The sequence below is a fragment of the Pseudomonas sp. ERMR1:02 genome (genome assembly GCF_002277815.1).
Classification (GTDB): Bacteria; Pseudomonadota; Gammaproteobacteria; order Pseudomonadales; family Pseudomonadaceae; genus Aquipseudomonas.
Window position 1 is genome coordinate 155533 of the sequence record NZ_NKJI01000010.1, and the last position, 21029, is coordinate 176561.

At 59.0% G+C, this 21029-nt stretch carries 10 protein-coding genes and 9 pseudogenes; 5 read left to right on the forward strand and 14 right to left on the reverse strand.

The features are described from left to right. Positions 1-6: 6 nt before the first annotated feature. From CES87_RS18970 to CES87_RS18995, 5 genes and pseudogenes are all read right to left on the reverse strand, one after another. Positions 7-312 carry a panthothenate synthetase gene (locus tag CES87_RS18970; protein ID WP_128607313.1) on the reverse strand — a complete coding sequence of 102 codons (306 nt, stop codon included), beginning with the start codon at positions 310-312 and terminating at the stop codon, positions 7-9. A gap of 383 nt (positions 313-695) precedes the next feature. Beyond that, positions 696-1519, reverse strand: a pseudogene (locus tag CES87_RS18975) (DUF3618 domain-containing protein). Beyond that, positions 1516-1944 (reverse strand): phage holin family protein, encoded by a 429-nt coding sequence (locus tag CES87_RS18980; RefSeq protein WP_128607314.1) that lies wholly within the window; start codon positions 1942-1944, stop codon positions 1516-1518. The pseudogene CES87_RS18975 and the gene CES87_RS18980 overlap by 4 nt, the downstream one beginning before the upstream one ends. Continuing rightward, on the reverse strand, positions 1944-2594 hold the full coding sequence (locus CES87_RS18985) for a hypothetical protein (protein ID WP_128607315.1): 651 nt from the start codon (positions 2592-2594) through the stop codon (positions 1944-1946). The genes CES87_RS18980 and CES87_RS18985 overlap by 1 nt, the downstream gene beginning before the upstream one ends. 313 nt (positions 2595-2907) lie before the next feature. Further along, positions 2908-3923 (reverse strand): annotated as a pseudogene (locus CES87_RS18995) (succinylglutamate desuccinylase/aspartoacylase family protein). A gap of 124 nt (positions 3924-4047) precedes the next feature. Here CES87_RS18995 and CES87_RS33320 point away from each other — a divergent pair. Beyond that, positions 4048-4179 carry a TetR family transcriptional regulator C-terminal domain-containing protein gene (locus CES87_RS33320; protein ID WP_256590989.1) on the forward strand — a complete coding sequence of 44 codons (132 nt, stop codon included), beginning with the start codon at positions 4048-4050 and terminating at the stop codon, positions 4177-4179. 45 nt (positions 4180-4224) lie between these two features. Here CES87_RS33320 and CES87_RS19000 read toward each other — a convergent pair. The 5 genes and pseudogenes from CES87_RS19000 to CES87_RS34070 all read right to left on the reverse strand — a co-directional run. Continuing rightward, positions 4225-5046 (reverse strand): annotated as a pseudogene (locus tag CES87_RS19000) (DMT family transporter); the annotation flags it as partial. Continuing rightward, positions 5043-5741 (reverse strand): ABC transporter permease, encoded by a 699-nt coding sequence (locus CES87_RS19005; RefSeq protein WP_128607318.1) that lies wholly within the window; start codon positions 5739-5741, stop codon positions 5043-5045. The gene CES87_RS19005 and the pseudogene CES87_RS19000, both read right to left, overlap by 4 nt. An 18-nt stretch (positions 5742-5759) precedes the next feature. Beyond that, positions 5760-6472, reverse strand: a pseudogene (locus CES87_RS19010) (ABC transporter permease). Positions 6473-6622: 150 nt separating this feature from the next. Further along, positions 6623-7405, reverse strand: a complete 783-nt coding sequence (locus CES87_RS19015; RefSeq protein WP_128607319.1) for a transporter substrate-binding domain-containing protein — start codon at positions 7403-7405, stop codon at positions 6623-6625. Positions 7406-7430: 25 nt separating this feature from the next. Next, the gene (locus tag CES87_RS34070) at positions 7431-9446 is read right to left on the reverse strand and encodes an aminotransferase class I/II-fold pyridoxal phosphate-dependent enzyme (RefSeq protein WP_128607320.1); all 2016 of its coding nucleotides are present in this window, start codon (positions 9444-9446) and stop codon (positions 7431-7433) included. A gap of 840 nt (positions 9447-10286) precedes the next feature. Here CES87_RS34070 and CES87_RS34420 point away from each other — a divergent pair. The 4 genes and pseudogenes from CES87_RS34420 (at position 10287) to CES87_RS19035 (ending at position 13908) form a co-directional block, all read left to right on the forward strand. Then, positions 10287-11009 carry an aminotransferase class I/II-fold pyridoxal phosphate-dependent enzyme gene (locus tag CES87_RS34420; RefSeq protein WP_371858228.1) on the forward strand — a complete coding sequence of 241 codons (723 nt, stop codon included), beginning with the start codon at positions 10287-10289 and terminating at the stop codon, positions 11007-11009. Next, on the forward strand, positions 11006-11437 hold the full coding sequence (locus tag CES87_RS34425) for an aminotransferase class I/II-fold pyridoxal phosphate-dependent enzyme (protein ID WP_371858229.1): 432 nt from the start codon (positions 11006-11008) through the stop codon (positions 11435-11437). The genes CES87_RS34420 and CES87_RS34425 overlap by 4 nt, the downstream gene beginning before the upstream one ends. Positions 11438-11570: 133 nt before the next feature. Beyond that, positions 11571-12427 (forward strand): annotated as a pseudogene (locus tag CES87_RS19030) (SDR family oxidoreductase). A gap of 119 nt (positions 12428-12546) precedes the next feature. Further along, positions 12547-13908 (forward strand): annotated as a pseudogene (locus tag CES87_RS19035) (cation:proton antiporter). On the opposite strand, the pseudogene CES87_RS19040 reads toward CES87_RS19035, so the two are convergent. The 4 genes and pseudogenes from CES87_RS19040 to CES87_RS19055 form a co-directional block, all read right to left on the reverse strand. Next, positions 13886-15801 (reverse strand): annotated as a pseudogene (locus CES87_RS19040) (PAS domain S-box protein). The pseudogenes CES87_RS19035 and CES87_RS19040 overlap by 23 nt on opposite strands. A gap of 98 nt (positions 15802-15899) precedes the next feature. Next, positions 15900-16801, reverse strand: a pseudogene (locus CES87_RS19045) (zeta toxin family protein). A 128-nt stretch (positions 16802-16929) separates the two neighbouring features. Beyond that, complete coding sequence (locus CES87_RS19050) at positions 16930-19209, reverse strand: ATP-dependent DNA helicase (RefSeq protein WP_128607321.1); 2280 nt, start codon at positions 19207-19209, stop codon at positions 16930-16932. Continuing rightward, a pseudogene (locus tag CES87_RS19055) lies at positions 19206-20872 on the reverse strand (VRR-NUC domain-containing protein). Before CES87_RS19055 ends, CES87_RS19050 begins: the two are co-directional and overlap by 4 nt. Positions 20873-21029: the final 157 nt, after the last annotated feature.

Genomic DNA, 21029 nt, shown 5'->3' on the forward strand with positions numbered 1-21029 from the left:
CGGCCTTCACCCCCACTTTTGCCCGAGCGTTTCCAGGCCGGCCTTTTGCAGATCCTGCGGGTTCAGCACGATACGGAACTTGCAGGTGGCATTGAAGTGGAGAAAGAAGGGCTCCGAGAAGGACGGGATTTCGCACGGGTCTTGCACGTCGATCAGCAAGATCGCACCGCGCCTTCCATCTTGCTCGGTAAAGTACACCTCCAGCGGCTTGATGCCTGCCAGGATCCGCTCGATCACCTCGCCCACCGTCCCGGCTCTTACAAGGGAGTTGAAGGGTTCGTTAGGGCACTCGACCATAAGTAACATCTTCATTATTTGATCCTCTATTCAACTTGCAACCTTGTCGCCAGACGCTTGTTTCTGGCTCCCATGCCGCCAGGCATACACATCAAGAATAGCCAAGCCTATATCCACCATCGTGTAGGGTTACGGGCGGTCTTGCAGCAGCGAGCTTGCTCGCGAAGACGGCCACACATTCAGCATCGATGGGCATCGTTGACTGAACTGCCGTCTTCGCCAGCAAGCCAACTCCTACAGAAGATTGCGTAAGCTCGGCCACCGCGCTTTGATCCAGCTCAGTCAAAGGACAGAGGCTCAAGGCCAGCGGGACACTCGGCTCCTCGATAAAACCTGATTGACCGTACCCAGGATCAAAGAGAGGCCCGTTGCGGGCCTCCCGTTCAAGCGTCTTCAGTTCAGGAAGTCCCCAACCCTCGGGAAAGATCAGACGCGCTATTGACCGAACTGTGTTGCTCCGTATCTGGATTGATTCCTTCATCCGCGTGCTCAGTCGTCTTGGTGACGGTATCGCGCACCGCCTCATAGCCTTCCTGCGCCTGCTTTTTCACCTTGTCCACCAAGCCAGCACTTGTACGGCCCAGATAGCGTTGCTCGGTCGTGGTCGTGGGCAACGCCGCGCCCAGTAAAGCGCCCAATGCGATGCCCGCGGCGGCCACCATCAAGGGTTGTTCCTTGAGCAGATGATTGAACTGCAGACCCAACGCTTGGGTATTGCGCGCAAGCCTATCGCCTGCGTCATGCATGGCGTGGCTGATGCTTTCTGTTGCCGCGCCGACGTTGTCGCCACACTTGTGGCCTTGCCTTTCAACGATTGGTAACCCTCCTTAATCGAATCCGCGGTCTGATGCAGATGGTCGCGTGCGCTGTCGATGCCGTCCGCCACTCCATCGGCCCACTCGCTGACCTTGTTCTGATCTGGCCCGGTTCGATACACGGGATAAGAGACCGGGGGCCGGTTCTGACTCATCATCAGCCACAGCAAACCGACAGAGGTCAGCACGGCGGGAACAGGGTTGTTGCGCACACTGGTGCCGAGGTTGCTCACAAACGTCGCGCCGTTGTTCTGCAGCATGCTCCACGCCTGGTCGAACATTTGGCCGGGTGTGAATTTGCTTTCCAGCGCATCGACGATGTTGCCGATGCTGGCGCGCTGCGCATCAATTTCGCGCTCGATCTGTTCGGGGCTTTTTTCCGATTCAATTTCCATTTCGCTTTTCATGAGATTTTACTCCGCAGCGCTGCCTGGTCTTTATTCAAAGCGTCCAAAGTCCGGTCAGGCTTGAGGTGGGACGGCTCGAACTGTTTTTTGCCCGATTGCAGCATGGCGAAACCGATGATCACTACGACCACCCCCACGATCAGGGCGGCCAGCCAGGGCGCCATGACGGTGCTCAACCCATAGACGGCGGACATCAACAGAATGATGAAGCCCGCCAACAGCACAATCGCACCGCCCGCGACCGCAGCAATGCCGGCTTTGAGCGTCGTGAGACTGGTCTGAAGCTCGGCTTTGGCCAGCGCCAGCTCTTTGGTGAACAGCGCGGGAACCTCACGGGACAATTGTCGCAGCAGGCCAACGACCGAAGCGTCATCAGGCATCGATACCGGTCTTGATCCCGGCAGTTCTATATCGTCTCTGTTCATCACAGATCTCCTTTGACGTTGGGTGAAGCCGGCGTCGATGGGCTGGCGAAGTCGGAGGGATGGTCGTGCCCATTTGGCGAGGCAGGCGTGATGCCGGTGGCCAAACCCGGATTCGGATCAGTGTGCGGGGCAATGGAGGATTCGTAAGGGCGATGGGCGCCAAAACCACCTGCAGGAGGCATGGAACTGCTCGCCGCCGGATCGCTCGCCGCACCGACATTCGCAGCGGGAGTGCTGCCTGCTTTCAGAAACCGCGATAGACCGAAGCCCAACGCAATGCTTCCAGCAATGAACAGCGTCGGGTTGCTGCGAGCCAGGTCGGCGGCATCATGCAGCAGCTGTTCGGCGGTTTTTCCGCGCAGATTGCCTGCGAGCCCGGTCATCGACTCCGCCATGTCAGTGAGATAGTCGGACATGCCAATCGTGTCCTTGTCTTCGAGCTCGGAAACAAAAGACTTTGCGCCCTTCGCCAAGGCCTCGATCTGGTCTGCTGCGGTGTCACGGTATTGACCGAACTGCGCATCCGCCTGCTGCCTTGCGCCGCCGAGTGCTTCGGTCACGTCATCCTTGAGATGTTGAAAGTCCTGCTCGGGTTTGCCGGCGTTTGGATTGTCAACTCCATTCCCGGCCATGCTGTCTGAAGTATTCATGTCTTCCCTCGCCTTCTGGTTGAAAACGCGTCATGGGACTTCGCAGCATTTTGCCCTGAGCCCCTCATAGGAGAGGACGGAACTGACTTATAGGGAGTTCAAAAGGGATGATGAGCAGTGAAATTAATCCGACGTGCGACCGATTTTTGCTGTACTGATCGTTCCCACGCTCTGCGTGGGAATGCCACCAGGGACGCTCCGCGTTCCGCTGACGACGCAGGAACTTCAGCCTTGCGCTACGGTGACGCGGAGCGTCACGGGATGCATTCCCACGCAGAGCGTGGGAACGATCAACACGTGTACGCCGTAAGTCCTAGTTCGGGTCCAGCAACCCGCCGCACCAGTTCCGCGACAGACGACTACCGGTGAATTTCGCCACCCCCATTCCTTGAGGAATCAATCGATCCCGATAGCGTGTGACCAACCGTCCCGTTTGCTCGGTATACAACACCACCTCGGAAGCCGGATCACCCGGGCGTCGCAGGATTCGCGCAAAGCGCTGCCCTTCTTCGACGAGATCGCCCAACTCCTTTTCAAAGATCAGCACCCCAGCCTGCGGCGCAATAATGGTTTCCATGTGGCCCATTTCCACAGCCTCGACGGGCCAGTCAGCCGGCGTCACCGCTTCCGCGATCGCCCCATATCCGCACAGCCAGGCATACAGCCCCTCGGCATCCTGTTCGGCGAATCGATCATTGACGTCGCCCTGCCCGCGCAGTTCCAGGGTCGCGGCCATGTGCTGGTCGGTCGTACCAGCGCGCTGCCACGGCGCAATGATGGTTTCCTCGAAGGAGCCATCGTCGCCGTCGTCCCAGATGATCGCCACGTCCATCTTCATCGCCGCCGCCAGTTCGCGGCCACGGGCCAGAAGCTGCGGTGCACGTAGAGGTAGGGCAGCGCTTCGTCATCGGTGTGCAGGTCGAGCATCACATCTGCCGGTGCGGCCAGTTGCACCAGTTTTTGTTGCCACTGCTGGACGACGGTTGAGGGTGTTTCCATCGCGGCCGACTGGTCGAACCCGCGGTTGAAGTTCTGTCCGGTCGCGTCGTGATATCGGCCGAGAATCCGCCCCTGGCGAAACTGCCCGATCCCCAGGGGGTTGGCTTGTGGCACCACGGTCACGCTGCCCTTGAGCCGACCCTGCGCCTGCGCCACCTGAAGGCGTTGCATCAACAGGTGCAGGACCAGCATCCCGGCGATTTCATCGGCGTGTACCCCGGCCTGCAAATGCACTTTCGGCCCGTGGCCTTCGCCCTCGAAGCGCCAGGCACCGACCTGTACGGTGTCGCCGTTATTGTTACGAACGTTGAACGAAACATCCTGCACCATGTGTGTGCCCTCCCCTCATGACTGTTAAAAAAACGTCGTAGCTGTCGAGACTGGAGATTGAACGTCTGTTAACTAAGGTTTCACGATCGACGACACCCGCCTCGCCGCCATCGGTCTATCAGCGATGCTCGACGGTCTCTGGATCGAGTGGTGCCTGAACCCCGGGACCTTCAGCCCGGCCAACGGCGTGCACATCTGCCGCTGCTGGATAAAGGGACTGCGACACGGAGCATTCGGCACCGACGACGTCCTGTGACGGATGCCGACCGAAGATCATCGCCAGGGTGCCACTGACCGCGATCAGGCCGGCGCCGATAATCAGCGACACATCCATCAGCGTGCCCCAGATCAGGCTCGACAACAGAAACGCCCAGATCAGCCCGGTGTACTCGAACGGCGCCAGCACCGTCGCGGTGGCCCGCCGGAAACTGGCGAACAACAGAAACTGCCCGATACCGCCCATCAACCCTGCGCCGAGCATGCCCAACCATGCAGGCATCGGGGTCGGAGTGTGGGTCCAGGGCAACGCCACCGCCATGCAGATGACAAACACCACGTTGGTGATCAGCATCTGCTCCAGCACCGAGGTCTGGTCATCCACCTGACGCAGCTGGATATAGGTGAACGCCCAGAACATCGCCGCCAGCAATGTCAGGACAATCGGCAATGGCTCGGCCATGTTACTGGGGCGACAGGCAATCACCACACCGACAAAACCGATGATCAGGGCGAACCACTGCCAACCGGTGACACGCTCCTTGAGAATCGCCGTCGCCAGTATCGTCACCATGATCGGTGCCGAAAAATACAGGGTGGTCATTTCTGCCAGAGTCAGGTCACGGGCCGCCGTGTAATACAGCAGCCACGCGGCAATCGAAAGCAAGCCGCGCACCACCAGTAAACGTCGACTGGGCGAGCGCCAGGCACGCCGAACCAACTGCAGGCGCCCCGCCAGCAACACCGCGAACACCACCACAAGGGCGCGCCAGAACAGGATGGTGAACACCGAATAATCGGCCACCAGCCACTTGATGCCCGCGTCCTGCAAAGACAGGAACGCATAGCCCAAAGTGCACAGGCCAATGCCTTGCAGCGAGCGGTCAACCTGTGACTTGTTCATCATGCGGACCTGCGCACTGGGGTACCGCGGCGTTCGGCAAAGGCGAACAACGCCTCGATCAGGAAAGTCAGGCAAACGTACACACCGGCTACCAGCAGCAACGGCTCATACACTTGCAGGGTCTGCGCCCGCACCACGTTGGCCGCGCCCAACAGGTCGATCACCGCGATGGTCGAGGCCAGTGCCGTGGATTTGAGGAGCATCACGGTTTCCCCGGCCAGGGTCGGCAACAGCAATCGCAACGCCCGAGGCAAACGCACCCGCAACAGGGACTGGCGCGGGGTCATGCCGAATGCCGAAGCCGCTTCCATTTCGCCTTTGGGCACGGCCAGCAGGCCGCCGCGAAGCACTTCGCCAACATAGGCACCCACCGAAATCACCAGGGCGAAGACGATGTACCAGTAGCCATCACGCAGGTACGGCCAGAAAAAACTGCCGCGTATCAGCGGAAACTGCGCGAACAGGCTGCCAAGGCCGTAGTAGAAGATGTAGATCTGGATCAGCAACGGTGTACCGCGCGTCACGCTGGTATAGAACAGGCTGACCTTGGCGATCACCCTATTCTTCGAGATTCGCGCCAGTGCCACCAATATCGCCAACACGAACCCCAGCACGCTGGAAATCAACAGAATGGCGATAGTCGTTTGCAGCCCTCGGACCAAGAGCGACATGTATTCAAGTATCCACGCTGGAATCATTTCATTCACTCGGCCGGTTTAGTCAGCAAGAGGCATCCAGCGACGAATGCGTCGCTCCAGCCGTCCCGACAAATAGTTGGACACCAGCGTCACTGCGTAATACAGCGCGGCGGCCGTGAGGTAGAACAACAGGTAGTGACGCGTCGAGCCCGCGCCTTGCTTGGCGGTGTACAGCAGCTCGTTGGTGCCGACCACGCTGATCAGGGCACTGTCCTTGATCAGGTTGATCCACAGGTTGGCCATCCCCGCCATCGCGTACGGCGCCATGATCGGCAGCGTGACGCGGCGGAACAGGGCGAAGCCGTGCAGGCCGAAGGCTTTGGCCGCTTCGATCTGGCCAAAGGGAATGGCCTGGATCGCCGCGCGGAAAATCTCCGACGCGTAGGCGCCCTGCACCAGCCCAGCACCACAATGGCCGCCAGCGGACCGCTGACGTTCAACACGTCGTAGCCGAGCGAGGCCATCAACGAGTTGAGCAGCATGGAGCCGACGTAATACAGCAACAGAATCAGCAGCAACTCCGGAACCGCCCGGAAGAGCGTGGTGTAACCGCGGGCCAATGCGGCAATCGGTTTTGGCGCGCCCAACTTCAGGCAGGCCACCACCAAACCGATGGCCAGCCCGACCACAAAGGCCCCGGCCGATATCTGCAGGGTCATCCAAAGCCCCTTGAGCAGCGCTGCGCCCCATCCTTGTTCGCTGAAATTGATCAAATCGAACATTGCTGGCATTTCAGTCTCCAGTAAAGACACCGCCGGCCCCTGTAGGAGCGAGCTCGCTCGCGATGGTCGTTTGGACGCCGCGTTCATTCAGGCTCCCGCGTCATCGTTGACGTACATCGCGAGCGAGCTCGCTCCTACAGAGGATTTGCGTTCAGGTCATTAGAACGTCGGCTTCACGCTGGTACCGAAGTAGCTCTGGGACAGGTCGTCATAGTCCTTGCTCGCCAGCAGTTCCTGGATGGCCTTGTCGAGTTTTGCCTTGAGTGCGGCGTCGTCCTTGCGCAAACCGGCGCCGACGCCCTTGCCAAAGATCGGGTCGTACGGCACAGCGCCAAGGTAGGCCAGGTCTTTTGCGTCCGGGGTCTTGACGAAGGCCGCCATCGCCGTGCCGTCGGCCATCATCAAGTCGATGCGGCCGGCAATCAGGTCGGCGTTGGCCGAGTCCTGAGTGTCGTAATACTTAACGTCGGCGATTTTTTCGTAGTAGGTCTTCAGGTAGCTGGCGCTGACCGTCGAGTTCTGCACGCCGATGGTCTTGCCCTTGAGGTCGTCAGGGTATTTTTTAACGGAAGCGTCCTTCGGACCGACAATCGCAATCACCGAGTCGTAGTAAGCCTTGCTGAAGGCGATTTGTTTCTCCCGCTCTTCGGTCACCGACATCGAGGAGAAAATCACGTCGATCTTCTTCGCCAGCAGCGACGGAATGATCCCGTCCCACGCCACTTCCTTGATCTCGCAATCGGCTTTCATTTCGCTGCACAGCTTGTGGATCAGGTCGACTTCAAAGCCCTTCCATTCACCGTTGGCCTGTTTCTCGGTGTAAGGCGGATAGGGTTCGGCTGCGACTGCGAACCTGATCGGTTGGGCTTGGGCCGCACTCATGCCGGCCAGCATTACGCAGGCCGCGCCGGTGATCCAGTTTGCCAAACGTCGATTTCCCATGTTTTTTCCCCGTCTTTTGTTGTTTTTAGCGAGTCTGATGAGCGTTGACGAATTGTCGGCAACGCTCGCTGCGTGGGTGTACGAACACTTCGTCCGGCGAACCGGTTTCCTCAATCAGCCCTTGATGCAAAAAGGCGACTTTGGAAGAGACATCACGTGCGAAGGCCATTTCATGGGTCACCAGGATCATGGTCCGGCCTTCTTCGGCGAGAGAGCGGATCACCCGCAGCACTTCGCCGACCAGTTCCGGGTCGAGTGCCGAGGTGGGTTCATCGAACAGCATGACCTTGGGCCGCATGGCCAGGGCCCGGGCGATGGCCACCCGTTGTTGCTGTCCCCCGGAGAGAAACGCCGGGTATTCGTTGCGCTTGGCTGCAAGCCCGACGCGTTCGAGCAAGGCTTCGGCCCGTTCAGTGGCTTCCGCTTTGCTTTCACGCAAGACCTGGGTCGGCGCTTCGATCAGGTTTTCGAGCACCGTGCGATGGGGCCAGAGGTTGAAGTTCTGGAACACCATGCCCAGGCTCGATCTTATGCGTACAAGCTGCTTGGCATCCGACACCAGCGGTGCGCCGGGACGATTCTGGTTAAGGTGAATGCTTTCACCGTCCACCAGAATGCGCCCCTGGTCTGGCACTTCGAGCATGTTGATGCAGCGCAGCAAGGTACTTTTGCCCGAGCCGCTGGCGCCGATCAGCGAGATCACCTCGCCTTCGCGGGCAGTCAGGGACACGCCCTTGAGCACCTCGATATTGCCGAAGCGTTTGTGCAGTTGATCGACCTCGATCATGGTCCGGGCCGCGCTCGGTGCGACTGTCGCTTCACTGGTGACGCGGCTGATGACGGGGCTCTTTACAAGGCTGGGCACTTCGCCCTTGAGCACTAGGACAAAATCGCGAATACGCTGACAAGCCTCGGCCAGTCGCTCTTCACCGAGGGTGAAGGACAACCGCACAAAACCCTGGGCCGGTTCGCCGAAAGCAGCGGCATCGAGCACCGATACCCTCGCCTCACGCAACAGACGCCAGGCGAACTCCAGCGAAGTCAGCCCCGTACCGCGTACGTCCACCAGCACAAACATGCCGGCGTCGGGCTTGAGCACACAAATTCCCGGGCAGTCCGACAGCCCCGCCACCACCAGATCGCGACGACGGCGATAGATATCGCGCATGCCGTGACTCACTTCATCGTGGGCTTGCACGGCTTTGAGCGCAGCTTCCATGACAAACCCTGGCAGGCCGTAAAGCATGCTCAACACCAGGGTTTCAGCATGGGCGATCAGAGTCGGATCAGCGACAATCCAGCCGATACGCCAACCGGTCATGGCATGGGATTTAGACAGGCTGCCGATCACCACGCAACGCTCGGCCATGCCCGGCAAGGCCGCCAGGCTTAAGTGGTCGCGCTCGAATGTCAGGCTTTCATAAACTTCGTCGACCACCACCCACAGGTCATGGGCGATGGCCAGATCAGCGATGGCTTGCAGCTCTTCGCCGTTGAGCACAACGCCGGTGGGGTTATTGGGGTTGGACAGGAAAATCGCCTTGGTCCGCGGCGTGATGGCTTTGGCCAGCACGGCAGCATCGACGCGGAAATCATCGTCCGCCGAGCACGCCACCCGCACCAGAGTGGCGCCGGAAGCCTTCAGGGTCGCCTCGTAGGTCACATACATCGGATCGAGAGCAATCACCTCGTCGCCGGCACTCAACAGGCACATCGAGGTGGCGAACAAGGCGTTCTGCGCCCCGGCCACGGTGATCACGTTTTCTGCTTGCAGCTCGCGGTCGAACAGCTTGCCGTAACGCGCGGCAATGGCTTCACGCAAGGCCCGGCGACCAGCGATTTCGGTGTAGTGAGTGTCACCTTCGCGTAGCGCCTGGATGGCGGCATCGGTGATGAAGTCGGGCGTAGGGAAGTCTGGATCGCCGACACTAAGAATGATCACATCCTCGCCCCGGTGTCGCGCTTCAAACGCCGCGTAGTGAATATCCCAGGCGGCAACGCCTTGACCTGAGATCCGCTCAACAAAGGGTGAAAACCGCATGCCAGTGCCTCGTTCGAATGAAGAAACGCAAGCCCGCAACCAGCCGGGAGAGAAGGTGGAACGAACATAGTCCAAGCTGAACACTCGTTCAACAGAAAACTGATGAAGGTTCGCGTTCAGCGTAAACAGGTCGTTTTTGCGATAGTCGCGGCGTTTTTGTTCATCTGGTCGTTTGAACAAACTGGCAGCTAATGGGGATTGGATTGGGGTGGATCCGTTGTTGCGGTAATGGCTGCTAATGGTTCCGCTTTTACAGCGGGTCACTTGGAAAAACGGAACGCCGCCCGGCCCTAAGTAACCAAGGGCTCTTGCCCCACCACTCGGTGCCTCGCCTAGGCTCGGCATGCCCTCACTCCGGCCATCGTGGTTTAACGGGGCGCCCGGATCAAAAACAAACGAGGCGGCCTGACAGCCGACCTGATCTTGAATGAACGCATTCCCCCTGTAGGAGCGAGCCTGCTCGCGATGGACGTCAACGAAAACGCGCCCTGTCTGAATGACCGCGTTGTCTGGACGTTTTTCGCGAGCAGGCTCGCTCCTACAGGGGTACGAATACAGGGTACGAATACATCCGCGAAATCAGGTCGGCTGTCAGGCCGCCTCGCTTTTGATCTGGCTTTTGATCTTCTTGCCCGAGAGGCCGAGTGGGGTTCTACGCGGCGGGCCCACGGAGCAGGACCGGAGCAAGGCACCGAATGGATATACACCCGATCCAAATATGCGCCTGCTGCCCTTTCTGAAAAACTGCGGTGTCTTAGTCCTTCGCGAGCAAGCTCGCTCCCACAGGGGGTTGGCGATTATCATGGCGTCATAACCATCCCTGCCGTTACGAGACCGCGCATGACTTTCGATTTTGATCAGGTGTTCGACCGCCACAACACCGGCAGCACCAAATGGAGCCGGTACCCGGCCGACGTGTTGCCGATGTGGGTCGCCGACATGGATTTCGCCGCGCCGCCGATGATCATCCAGGCCCTGCAAAAGCGTCTGGAACACCCGATGGTCGGCTACAGCGTGGCCCCGGACAACCTGCGAGAAGCCATCGTTGCCGACTCTGGACAAGTACGCCTGGCGCGTCGAGCCGCAAGAACTGATCTTCCTGCCGGGGTCGAGTCAGGCTTCAACATGGCGCTGAAGGCGCTGGTCCAACCACAACAGAATGTCGTGGTGCAGGTCCCGAACTACCCGCCGCTGCGCCATGCGCCGGGTCATTGGGGCCTGCACAAAGTCGAGCTGAATTTCGACACCCAACCAGACGGTACCTATGCCACGCCGCTGGATACCCTGAGCCAGTCACTGCAAGGTGGCGGCGCCCTGCTGCTGAGCAATCCACACAACCCACTGGGCAAGGCTTTCCCTCGGGAAGAACTGCAAGCCATCGCCGACATCTGCCTGGAGCATGACGCCTGGATCATCTCCGACGAGATCCATGCCGAACTGTGCTTCGATGGTCGCAAACACATTCCGATGGCGGCCCTGAGCCCGCAAATCGCCCAACGCACCATCACCCTGATGTCGGCCAGCAAGGCCTACAATATTGCCGGGCTGAAACCTCGTTCATGATCATTCAGGATCGCCACCTGCGCGAGCGGGTCAACCACGCCCGTTGCGGCATGGTCGACAGCGTCAACCCGCTGGGCCTGGAAGCCACCCGTGTCGCTTACAGCGAAGCGGGCGCCTGGCTGGCAGAACTGAGCGCCTACCTGCAGAGCAACCGCGATTATCTGGTCGACGCGGTGCGCACCCGCTTGCCGGGCATCACCATGAATGTGCCGCAAAGTACTTATCTGGCATGGCTCGACTGCACGGCGCTGGGCCTTGCGAACCCGCAGCAGTTTTTCCTCGAACAGGCCAAGGTCGGCTTGAGCCCAGGCCTGGATTTTGGCGATGACTGCAACCAGTTCGTGCGCCTGAACTTCGGTTGCCCACGATCGCTGCTGGAGGAAGGAATTGCCCGGATGGAGCGTAGCTTGCGAAACCTCAAGGCTTGACAAGATAACCACACAAATCCCCTGTAGGAGCACGTTACAGGGGATCGCGTAGGTCATCGAAATCCAACCGAACTCAAGACAAAACACCGGGGTCAACCCTTTGACTCCTTACCCTTGAGCCCGGAGATTAATGATGACCGACTATCCAAGACCACCCTTCCCCAAACAACACCAGCCTGTCCCCGGCTCGCAACGGAAAATGGACCCTTATCCCGACTGCGGCGAGCAAAGCTACAAGGGCTCGGGACGTCTGGAGGGCAAGATTGCCCTGATCACCGGTGGCGACAGCGGTATTGGCCGTGCGGTCGCCATCGCCTTCGCCCGTGAAGGCGCCGATGTCGCCATTGCCTACCTCGATGAACAGGAAGATGCCGAGGAAACCGCCCGTTGGGTCAAACAGGCGGGCCGGCAATGCCTGCTGCTGCCCGGTGACCTGGCGCACAAGGTGCATTGCCAGGCACTGGTAGAAAAAACTGTCGAGCGCTTCGGTCGCATCGACGTCCTGGTCAACAACGCTGCGTTCCAGATGACCCACCAGACCCTCGAAGACATCTCCGACGAAGAGTGGGTGATGACCTTCGACGTGAACATCACGGCCATTTTCAGGATCTGCCAGGCTGCGTTGAAACACATGAACCGGGCAGCTCGATTATCAACACCAGTTCGGTCAATTCGGACATGCCCAACCCCACCCTGCTCGCCTACGCCACGACCAAAGGCGCGATCGCCAACTTCACCGCCGGCCTGGCGCAAATGCTCGGGCCGAAGAACATCCGCGTGAACAGCGTGGCACCGGGGCCAATCTGGACACCCCTGATTGTCTCGACCATGCCAGAGGAAACGGTACAGAACTTCGGAGGCAACACCCCGCTCGGTCGTCCGGGCCAACCCGTCGAAGTAGCACCGATCTATGTGCTGCTGGCATCGGATGAGGGCAGCTACATCACCGGCCAGCGCTTTGGCGTGACCGGAGGCAAGCCGATCCTTTGATCACGGTAAGCCGCTGAAAAATGGAACCTGTCGACAGGTACCTCGCTCCATACCTTATGGCCCAGCCATGGCGGGCTCTTCGATATCTGGAGATCGTCCATGTCCGCACCTTTGCAGCTATGAGCTTCGTTGCCTGGGTCGCGGTGCTGGGCGCCGTGCTGCTAACGCTGGCGCTTACCTCCTCTTACCTGCGCTGGATGCCGGTGACCACCTCGGCCGTGTGTTTGGCACTGGGCGTGGTCATTGGCCCGGCGGGCATTGGCTGGCTCAAACTGGATGTGAAAGAAGCGGCATTGTGGATGGAGCACCTGACGGAAGTCGCGGTGCTTTTCTCCCTGTTTGTCTGTGGGCTGAAGTTGCGACTGCCATTCAAGGATCGCAAGTGGCGGGTGGCGTTCGGGTTAGCGGGGCCAGTGATGCTTCTGAGCATCATTGGCGTCTGTCTTTTATTGCATTACGCCTTCGACCTCGCGTGGGGGCCATCGCTATTGATCGGCGCGATTCTGGCGCCCACCGACCCGGTGCTGGCTTCGCTGGTGCAGGTCAACGACGCACAGGACGATGACCCGGTACGCTTCGGGCTCTCCGGCGAGGCCGGCCTCAACGACGGCATCGCGTTTCCATTCGTCATCCTTGGTTTACTGTTTTTGCAACATGGTGCGGGTTCGTCCAGCGCCTGGCTTGATGAGTGGGCGCTCAAGCGTCTGTTGTGGGCAGTGCCAGCCGGTTTGCTGATCGGTTACTGCATGGGACGCGGCATCGGGCGCGTAACCCTGTCGATGCGCATCCGCAATGCCGACAGTACCCTTTCCCCTAACGATACCTGACGTTCGCACTTATTGCGCTGGCGTATGTGGCGGCCGAGTCGGTTCAAGGCTATGGCTTTCTGTCGGTATTCGCCGCTGGCCTGGGCTTGCGTGTAGCAGAGGTCAAATCAACGGGATACTCGCAGCCGCCGGCCGAGCATCTGGTTCAAGCAGTGGTCGGTCACCAGAATGTCGAACCTGACAATGCCGTGCATGGCGATGTGGAAACCTGGAAGACACGCAGGTCGCTGCCGGTATCATGATCGGCGACATGCTGTCCTTTGGCAGTCTGGTCGAGCGGGCCATGGAGGTATTTCTGGTGACCTTGCTCGGGGTGGTATTGGTTGGGCACTGGGACTGGCGCGCGCTGGCGATTGCCCTGGTGCTGTTCTGCGTGATTCGCCCCCTGAGCGTCGGGCTGGTGCCTTGGGGCAGTTTGCTCAACGGCCGGCAACGACTGTTGATCGGCTGGTTCGGGATTCGCGGTATCGGTAGCTTTTACTATCTGTTCTACGCCTTGAACCATGATCTCCCGACAACGGTAGCCAGCCTGTGCACCGACATCACGTTGTCGGTGGTGGCTCTGAGCATTCTGCTGCACGGCATTAGCACCAGCCGATGCTGGCGCGGTATGAGCAGCACAACCGTCTACTCACTTCAGCGCCACGGCAATGACTTCCACCAGATTGTTTGAGTAAAAGGTTTGGACAATCGCGGCAATCCCGCTGCAAAGCCATCGATGCGTTCTGCATAACCCGTCGCGAGGATGATCGGCAGGGTTGGCATTAGGATTCGGATGGCCTGTGCCAGATGCGCCCCGTTCATTTGCGGCATGGCCATATCGGTGATGACCAAGTCGAAGTGTTGTTCACCTTGAAGCATCTGCAACGCCTTCGTACCGGACTCCGCGATACTTACCCGGTGTCCCAGGTCTTCCAGCAACAGGCAAGTACTGGTCAGCACAAGGCTGTCATCATCCACCACCAACACGTTCAGCCGCGGAACCTGCGGGGCTGCCGGCTTTGCAACAGGGAACTCGGTTACCAAACCTGCCTTGGCGACGGGCAACCAGAGTTCGGCGCAGGTGCCTTTGCCTTTCTCGCTTTTGAGTACGAAACGCCCGCCATCTGTTCGATAAAACCATGCACCATCGACAACCCCAGGCCCGTCCCTTTACCGACGCCCTTGGTGGTGAAAAACGGGTCCATCGCCGAAGCGAGCGTCGTGTCATCCATGCCTTCACCGGTGTCAGTGATGGTCAGGCACACGTAACGCCCTGGCGCCAATTTCGAACGGGGCTGATCGAGAATGACCTCGGTGCGGGTGCCCAGCACGATTTTCCCGCCATCGGGCATCGCATCACGGGCATTGGTCGCCAGGTTGAGAACCGCCAGTTCAAGCTGATTGACGTCGGCCATGACCGGCTCGGGTTCTGGCGAAAACTGGTTTCGATTTTACCGAAGGCCCAAGCGAACTGCGCAGGAGACCAGTGATGCCTTGTACCAGCGCGGGATGTGCACAGGTTCTGCCTTGAGTTCCTGGCGCCGGGCAAACGCCAGCATGCGTTGGGTCAGGGACACTCCGCGCTGGGCGCCCTGGGTGGCGTTGTCCAGTAAACGGGTCAGGCGCGGATCGTCTGCCATGCGTTTGCGGACAATTTCCAGATTGCCAAGGATGACGGTCAGCAAGTTGTTGAAGTCGTGGGCAATCCCACCACTGAGTTGACCGATGGCCTGCATTTTCTGAGCCTGGAACAGCGCCTCGCGGGTTTGCTCAAGCGCCTGCTGCGCTTGCGCCGCTTCAGTGATATCACGAGTGATCTTGGCGAATCCGAGCAACATGCCGGTGTCACCCCAGATCGGGTCTACCACTACATGGGCGAGAAACCGGGTTCCGTCCTTGCGCAGGCGCCAGGCCTTGTTTCGAAGCGCCCTTCGCGAACCGCAATATCGAGCGTGCGTTGCGGTTCGCCGGCTGCCCGGTCCTCCGGGGTGTAAAAAATCGAGAAGTGCTGGCCGATGACTTCTTCGGGTAAATAGCCCTTGATGCGCTGAGCCCCCGGGTTCCAGTTGGACACGCGTCCATCCGGGGCGAGCATGCAGATGGCGTAATCGGTGACGCTTTGCACCAGCAAGCGGAATTGCTGTTCGCTTTGCTTGAGGTTTCTTCGGCCATTTTACGGTCGGTCAGGTCGCGGGTGATCTTGGCAAACCCAAGCAACGTGCCTGAGGGGTCGCGAATCGGATCGATCACCACATGGCACCAGAAATGCGTGCCGTCCTTGCGCACACGCCAGCCCTCGCCTTCGAAGCGTCCTTCGTGAAGCGCCGTGTCCAGTGCCTTTTGGGGCAGTCCGGCACGGCGATCCTCTTCAGTGTAAAACTGCGAGAAATGATGACCGAGTATTTCGGCTTCCTCATAACCCTTGAAACGCCTGGCGCCGGCGTTCCAGCTGGAAATGATGCCATTGGGGTCAATCATGTAGATCGCATAATCGACCACCGCATCGATCAGCAGGCGAAAGCGTGTTTCCTCGCTCCCGACCACTTTGGTTCGATCCTCGCTCATTGAGTTCTCGCGTCAGGATTGCTTTTCAGGAGTATGCGACAAACTGCCAAATTGGAAAGCACTTCGGCAGTTTGCCTGACAATTATCGCTGCCCGGTGTTAACGGTATACGTATTTGACGATATAGGCGTGCAGGTCGTTGTAGACGAAGTCGGGAATCTGTTTGTCATATGTGCCGGTTTTCAGCAGCGCCAGATGACACTCCTTGACCATTTCGTCGCGCTCATCCATGGAGTAGATGTGATTGTTGATGATGGCGTTATAGGCACTGTACGAATAAGGCCCACCGGTCGATTCGACCGTAAGCTCGCCTTTGCTGTCTCTGGTATAGGTGCTGTGGGCTCGCAAGGTCCGCTCTTTCAATCCCCCCAGGCCGCGTTCATACAAATAGATCTGTGAACCGCTGACTGCCTTGGCGGCGGTTTCGAACGCGAGAATGATGGCTTGGGCATTGCTCATGCTCGATTCCAGCGCCGAGGCGCTGACAAACCGTTCCAGCTCCTTTTGTTCCAGGCTTTTCAGCGCTCTTTGATGCTCGACAGGTGAGCGAACGCCTGATTGCAGCCCACGATATGGGCTTCCAGTCGATAGCTGGGGGCGAAAGTCGCAATCGCGGCAAAATCAATGCTGTCGAATGCGCACTCCATGATGATGTTGCATTTGCGTGTGAGTGCCTCGGTGAAGATTTTCGTGCCGAGTGCCCTGATGAAGGTTTCGGTGTGCTCGTAGGCATGGAACACGCCGAGCTTGATCATGTCGTCGTACTGCGGGTGTTTTTTCCGGTAATCCGGCAAGTACAGGCGAACATAATTGGCATAGCGCCCTGAGGGCAGCAGGCTTTTTTCCAGCAAGTACGTTTTACCTGAGCCTTGCAACCCGGCAGTGATCAATAGCTTTGGCGGGCTTTCAGGCGTTTTTCCGGCGAATAGCGTCGCAATGATCTCTTCGAACGCTTTGGTCACGTCCGCTTCGGTGTAGCTGTAAGTCGATGCTTCTGTCATACCTTGATTTCCTTATCAAAGAGCTGGGTGAAAGTAATATCCAGCCCTTTCAATAAAGTGTTCTTTCGCCAAATGGTCAAATCGACGATTACAACAAGGTATGTTTTTGTTTTATAAAGTAAAAAATCCTACGTCGCGGAATGAAAAAGCGTCGGTTCAATCGACCACCAACGCGGCAACAATTGCCTGACTTTGCTATCGCCAAAGCGGTCATCGATCAACATCACCACACCTTGGTCCTGTTGCGTGCGAATCACCCGCCCCGCGGCCTGTACCACTTTCTGCACGCCGGGAAACAGGTAGGTGTAGTCGTAGCCGGCGCCGAAAATCGCAGCCATGCGCCGTTTCAGCTGCTCATTGACCGGGTTGAACTGCGCCAGCCCCAGGGTGGCGATGAACGCGCCGATCAGCCGCGCACCGGGCAAGTCGATGCCTTCGCCGAATGCCCCTCCCAGCACCGCGAAGCCAATGCCCTCGCCGCCTTCGGTGAATTGATCGAGAAACTGCTGACGTTGCGCTTCTGCCATGCCACGCGATTGCGACCACAGGTTGATGTGTGGATGTCGTTCGGCCAGCAACTGGGCCACTTGCTGCAAATAATCAAAGCTGCTGAAAAATGCCAGGTAGTTGCCGGGGCGCTGGCTGAACTGGTTGGCGATCAACTCGACAATCGGCGCGACGGACGCCTGGCGATGGGCGAACCGGGTGGAGATCTGGCTGACGATGTGCACTTGCAACTGGTCAGCGTCGAACGGCGATTCGACGTCGATGCACACTGTATTCACCGGCGTCCCCAGCAGGTCCGCGTAGTAATGGCGCGGGCTCAGGGTCGCCGAAAAAAGCACGGTGCTGCGTGCTGCCGTCAGGCGCGGCCCAATGAAACCCGCAGGCACCACGTTGCGCAGGCACAGTTGCGAGAGAACTCGTTTGCGCTCTAGGTCGCGTTTGCTGATATCGAACAGGAAATGTTCGTCGAAGAGCTCGGCTACCCGGCAGAACTGCAAGATGTCGAAGTAAAAACTCTGGAGTGCGCTGTCCAGTCCTTGCGGGTGATCGTTCAGGTAGTCGCCGATGCTGGCGCTGCATGAGGACAACGCCTGGAGCAGTTTTTCCGGGGCCTTGTCATAAGCCTGATAGGCGCCCAGTTGCTGGTTATGCAGGGCGTTCCATTCGCGGTTTACTCGCTGCAAGGACTTTTTCAACGGCTCGGGGGCGGTTTTCCGTACACCATTGAGGGTTGCTTGATCGAGGCTGGCGCTGTACATCTGGCGGCCGCGTTCCACCAGGTTATGGGCCTCGTCGACCAGCACTGCGACTTTCCAGTTGTTCACTTGAGCCAGCCCGAACAGCAAGGCGCTGAAGTCGAAGTAATAGTTGTAATCGGCAACCACCACGTCGGCCCACCGGGCCATTTCCTGGCTCAAGTAATACGGACACACCCCATGGTCCAGGGCGATCTGGCGCAATGCACTCTGGTTCAACAGGTTCACTCTACTTGCGGCCTGACGCGCTGCCGGCAAACGGTCGTAGAAACCCTGGGCCAACGGGCAGGATTCACCGTGGCAAGCCTTGTCCGGGTGCTCGCAGGCCTTGTCCCGGGCAATCATCTCCAGAACCCGCAAGGGCGGTGCCTCGGCGCCCTCAAGGATCACCTGCGCCGCATCCAGGGCCAGTTTGCGCCCGGGCGTTTTTGCCGTAAGGAAGAACACCTTGTCCAATTGCTGCGGCGCCAGAGCCTTTAGCATCGGAAACAAGGTGCCGACGGTCTTGCCAATTCCCGTCGGCGCCTGGGCCATCAGGCAACGGCCGGTACTGACGGCCTTGAACACTGATTCGGCGAGATGACGCTGCCCTGGTCGAAAGTCGGCATGGGGAAATGCCAACTGTTGCGCCGCCCGGTTGCGCCCCTCGCGATGGGCCATCTCCTGCTCGGCCCAGTCCAGGAACCGTGCGCAATGCTGCTCGAAGAACAGCTGCAGATGCGTGGCGCTGTAAGTCTCGAGCAGGCAGGTTTCCTTTTCGCTGACGATGTCGAAATACACCAGCGCCAGATTGATCTGCTCAAGGTCCAGTTTGCGGCACATCAGCCAGCCGTAGATTTTGGCTTGCGCCCAGTGCAGTTGACAGTGATTGGCCGGCTGCTTGCTCAAGTCGCCACGGTAGGTTTTGACTTCTTCCAGGCAGTTTTGCGCGGGATCGTAGCCGTCCGCCCGGCCTTTGACTTTCAGGCCTTGATACACGCCTTCGAGCGCGACTTCACTCTGGTAACCCTCGCTGCGCCGCGATGCCACCGTACGATGGCCGACGATACCCTCCAGCGCAGTGGGCGACGGTGTGAAGCGCAAGTCGAGATCGCCGACCTTGGCGGTGAATTCGCACAGCGCCCGCACCGCGATGCTGTAGCTCAAGCGTCCTGCTCCGCCCATTGCACGTAGCACACGGCAATCGGCATGTGGTGCTCGTGGCAGAACTCCAGCCAGCGCAACTGGTTATCCTGCAGGCGATCCCCGGGCCTTTGACTTCGATCATGCGGTAGGTTTTTTGCTGCGGCCAGAACTGGATCAGGTCCGGCATGCCGGCGCGGTTTGCCTTGATGTCCAGCAACAAGCGGTTGAACCAGTGCTTGAGGTGTTCGGCCGGCAAGCAGTCCAGGGCCTGCTCAAGCAATGCCTCGCTGAGCACTCCCCAGAATACGAAGGGCGACTGCACGCCCCATTTTTCGATATAGCGCTCACGGATGGTCTGCCGATAACGCCCGTCGTCGAGTTCCGCGAGGCAGGCTTGAAACAGGTCAGCTCGACGTTCATGGAAATCTTCGTTGAGCAGATCCACAGGACCACGCTGGAACGGGTGAAAAAAAGCCTCCGGCAACGGCGCGAAAATCGCTGGCCAGCACAGCAGCCCGAACAGTGAATTGATCAGGCTGTTTTCGACGTAATGCACCGGTGCCGAATCGTCCGCCAGATGCGCCTGGACGTAAGACTCCACCGATATTAACGGGTCGGTCCGGGGCAGTTGCAGGTCCAGGCGCAGCATTTGCCGCGGGGACGGGCGTTTCACCGCGGGCCCGCCCAGTTTGCGCCGTAGCCTGGGCATCATGCGCAGCAATTGCTGTTGTTCGGCGGCGCTTTGTGGAGATAGTCCCGCCTCGTTGGCGAGGTCGAGGGCCAGTTGATACTCCTCGCAACGCTCCAGCACGCGGATCAACCGCACGCGTGCACCTGGGTATGCGCACTGACGGTACAATGCCAGCGCCGTGGTGAAATCCGCCATGCGCTCACAGTGCTGGGCTATCTGGAACAGCAGTTTGTCGCGGCGTCGTTGCAACCAGGGATTGATCAGCATCAAGCCTTTGATGCGCTCGACAATGTCAGCCACCGCTTCACCGGCTTCGAAGTGCTGCTGGCATTGGTAGAGGAACATGCCGGCGTCCACGTCCTCGCGGCAGCGCAAACCTCGGGAATCAGCGCAGAATTCGACTTTTTCGTAGGTAAAGATGCCAAGGTCGGCCAGCACGAACTCAGACCAGTCCTGGTAGAGATTGCCGAAAAACATCAGGCGCAATCGATCGCACAGGCCCATGATGGTCAAACTGAACAAGCGGTCGTTCAGCGACGGACACCAGTCATCGAAGCTGCGCTCCTCGGGAAACTGCTCACTCAGTACCGGCAGCCAATCGACCTTTTTGCCCTTGGGCTGGCAGAGGGTGCTGCCAAGGCACTGAACAATTTCGGCCTTAAGCAAGACGTCGAACAGCGCCTTGATCGACAAAGGCAGTTGTTCATCCACCCAGCCCAGTGCCAGGAGTGGTTCGGCAGCGCTGGCGATGTCACCGATTTCGACGTAATGCAGTTTACTGGCCCTGAAGTGGATCCTCTTGCGCATGACCATCCTGACCAGCAACGCCCGGGATTCACGGGCCAGGCCATTAAAGTCGCCAATGAACCGTTGCTCCTCGACACTCAGCACATCGCCATAGCGATGCTCAAGCCAATCAAGCACTTGCATGAAGTTGTTAAGGTAATAGAACGGATCGTCGAGCGGGTTTGCGGTCACAGGAAGATGGGCCATGGCGAACGAATACTGGTTATGCGTACAGATACCAGTAACGCCCCGCCCGGCGCAATCGGAAAAGGATGGGCGGAGGCGTTGTCAGGTATTTTTTTCCTTGCATCGAACTTTCCGCCAATCCGCGGAACCAATCGCGTTAGAGGTGCTGTCGTGTGCG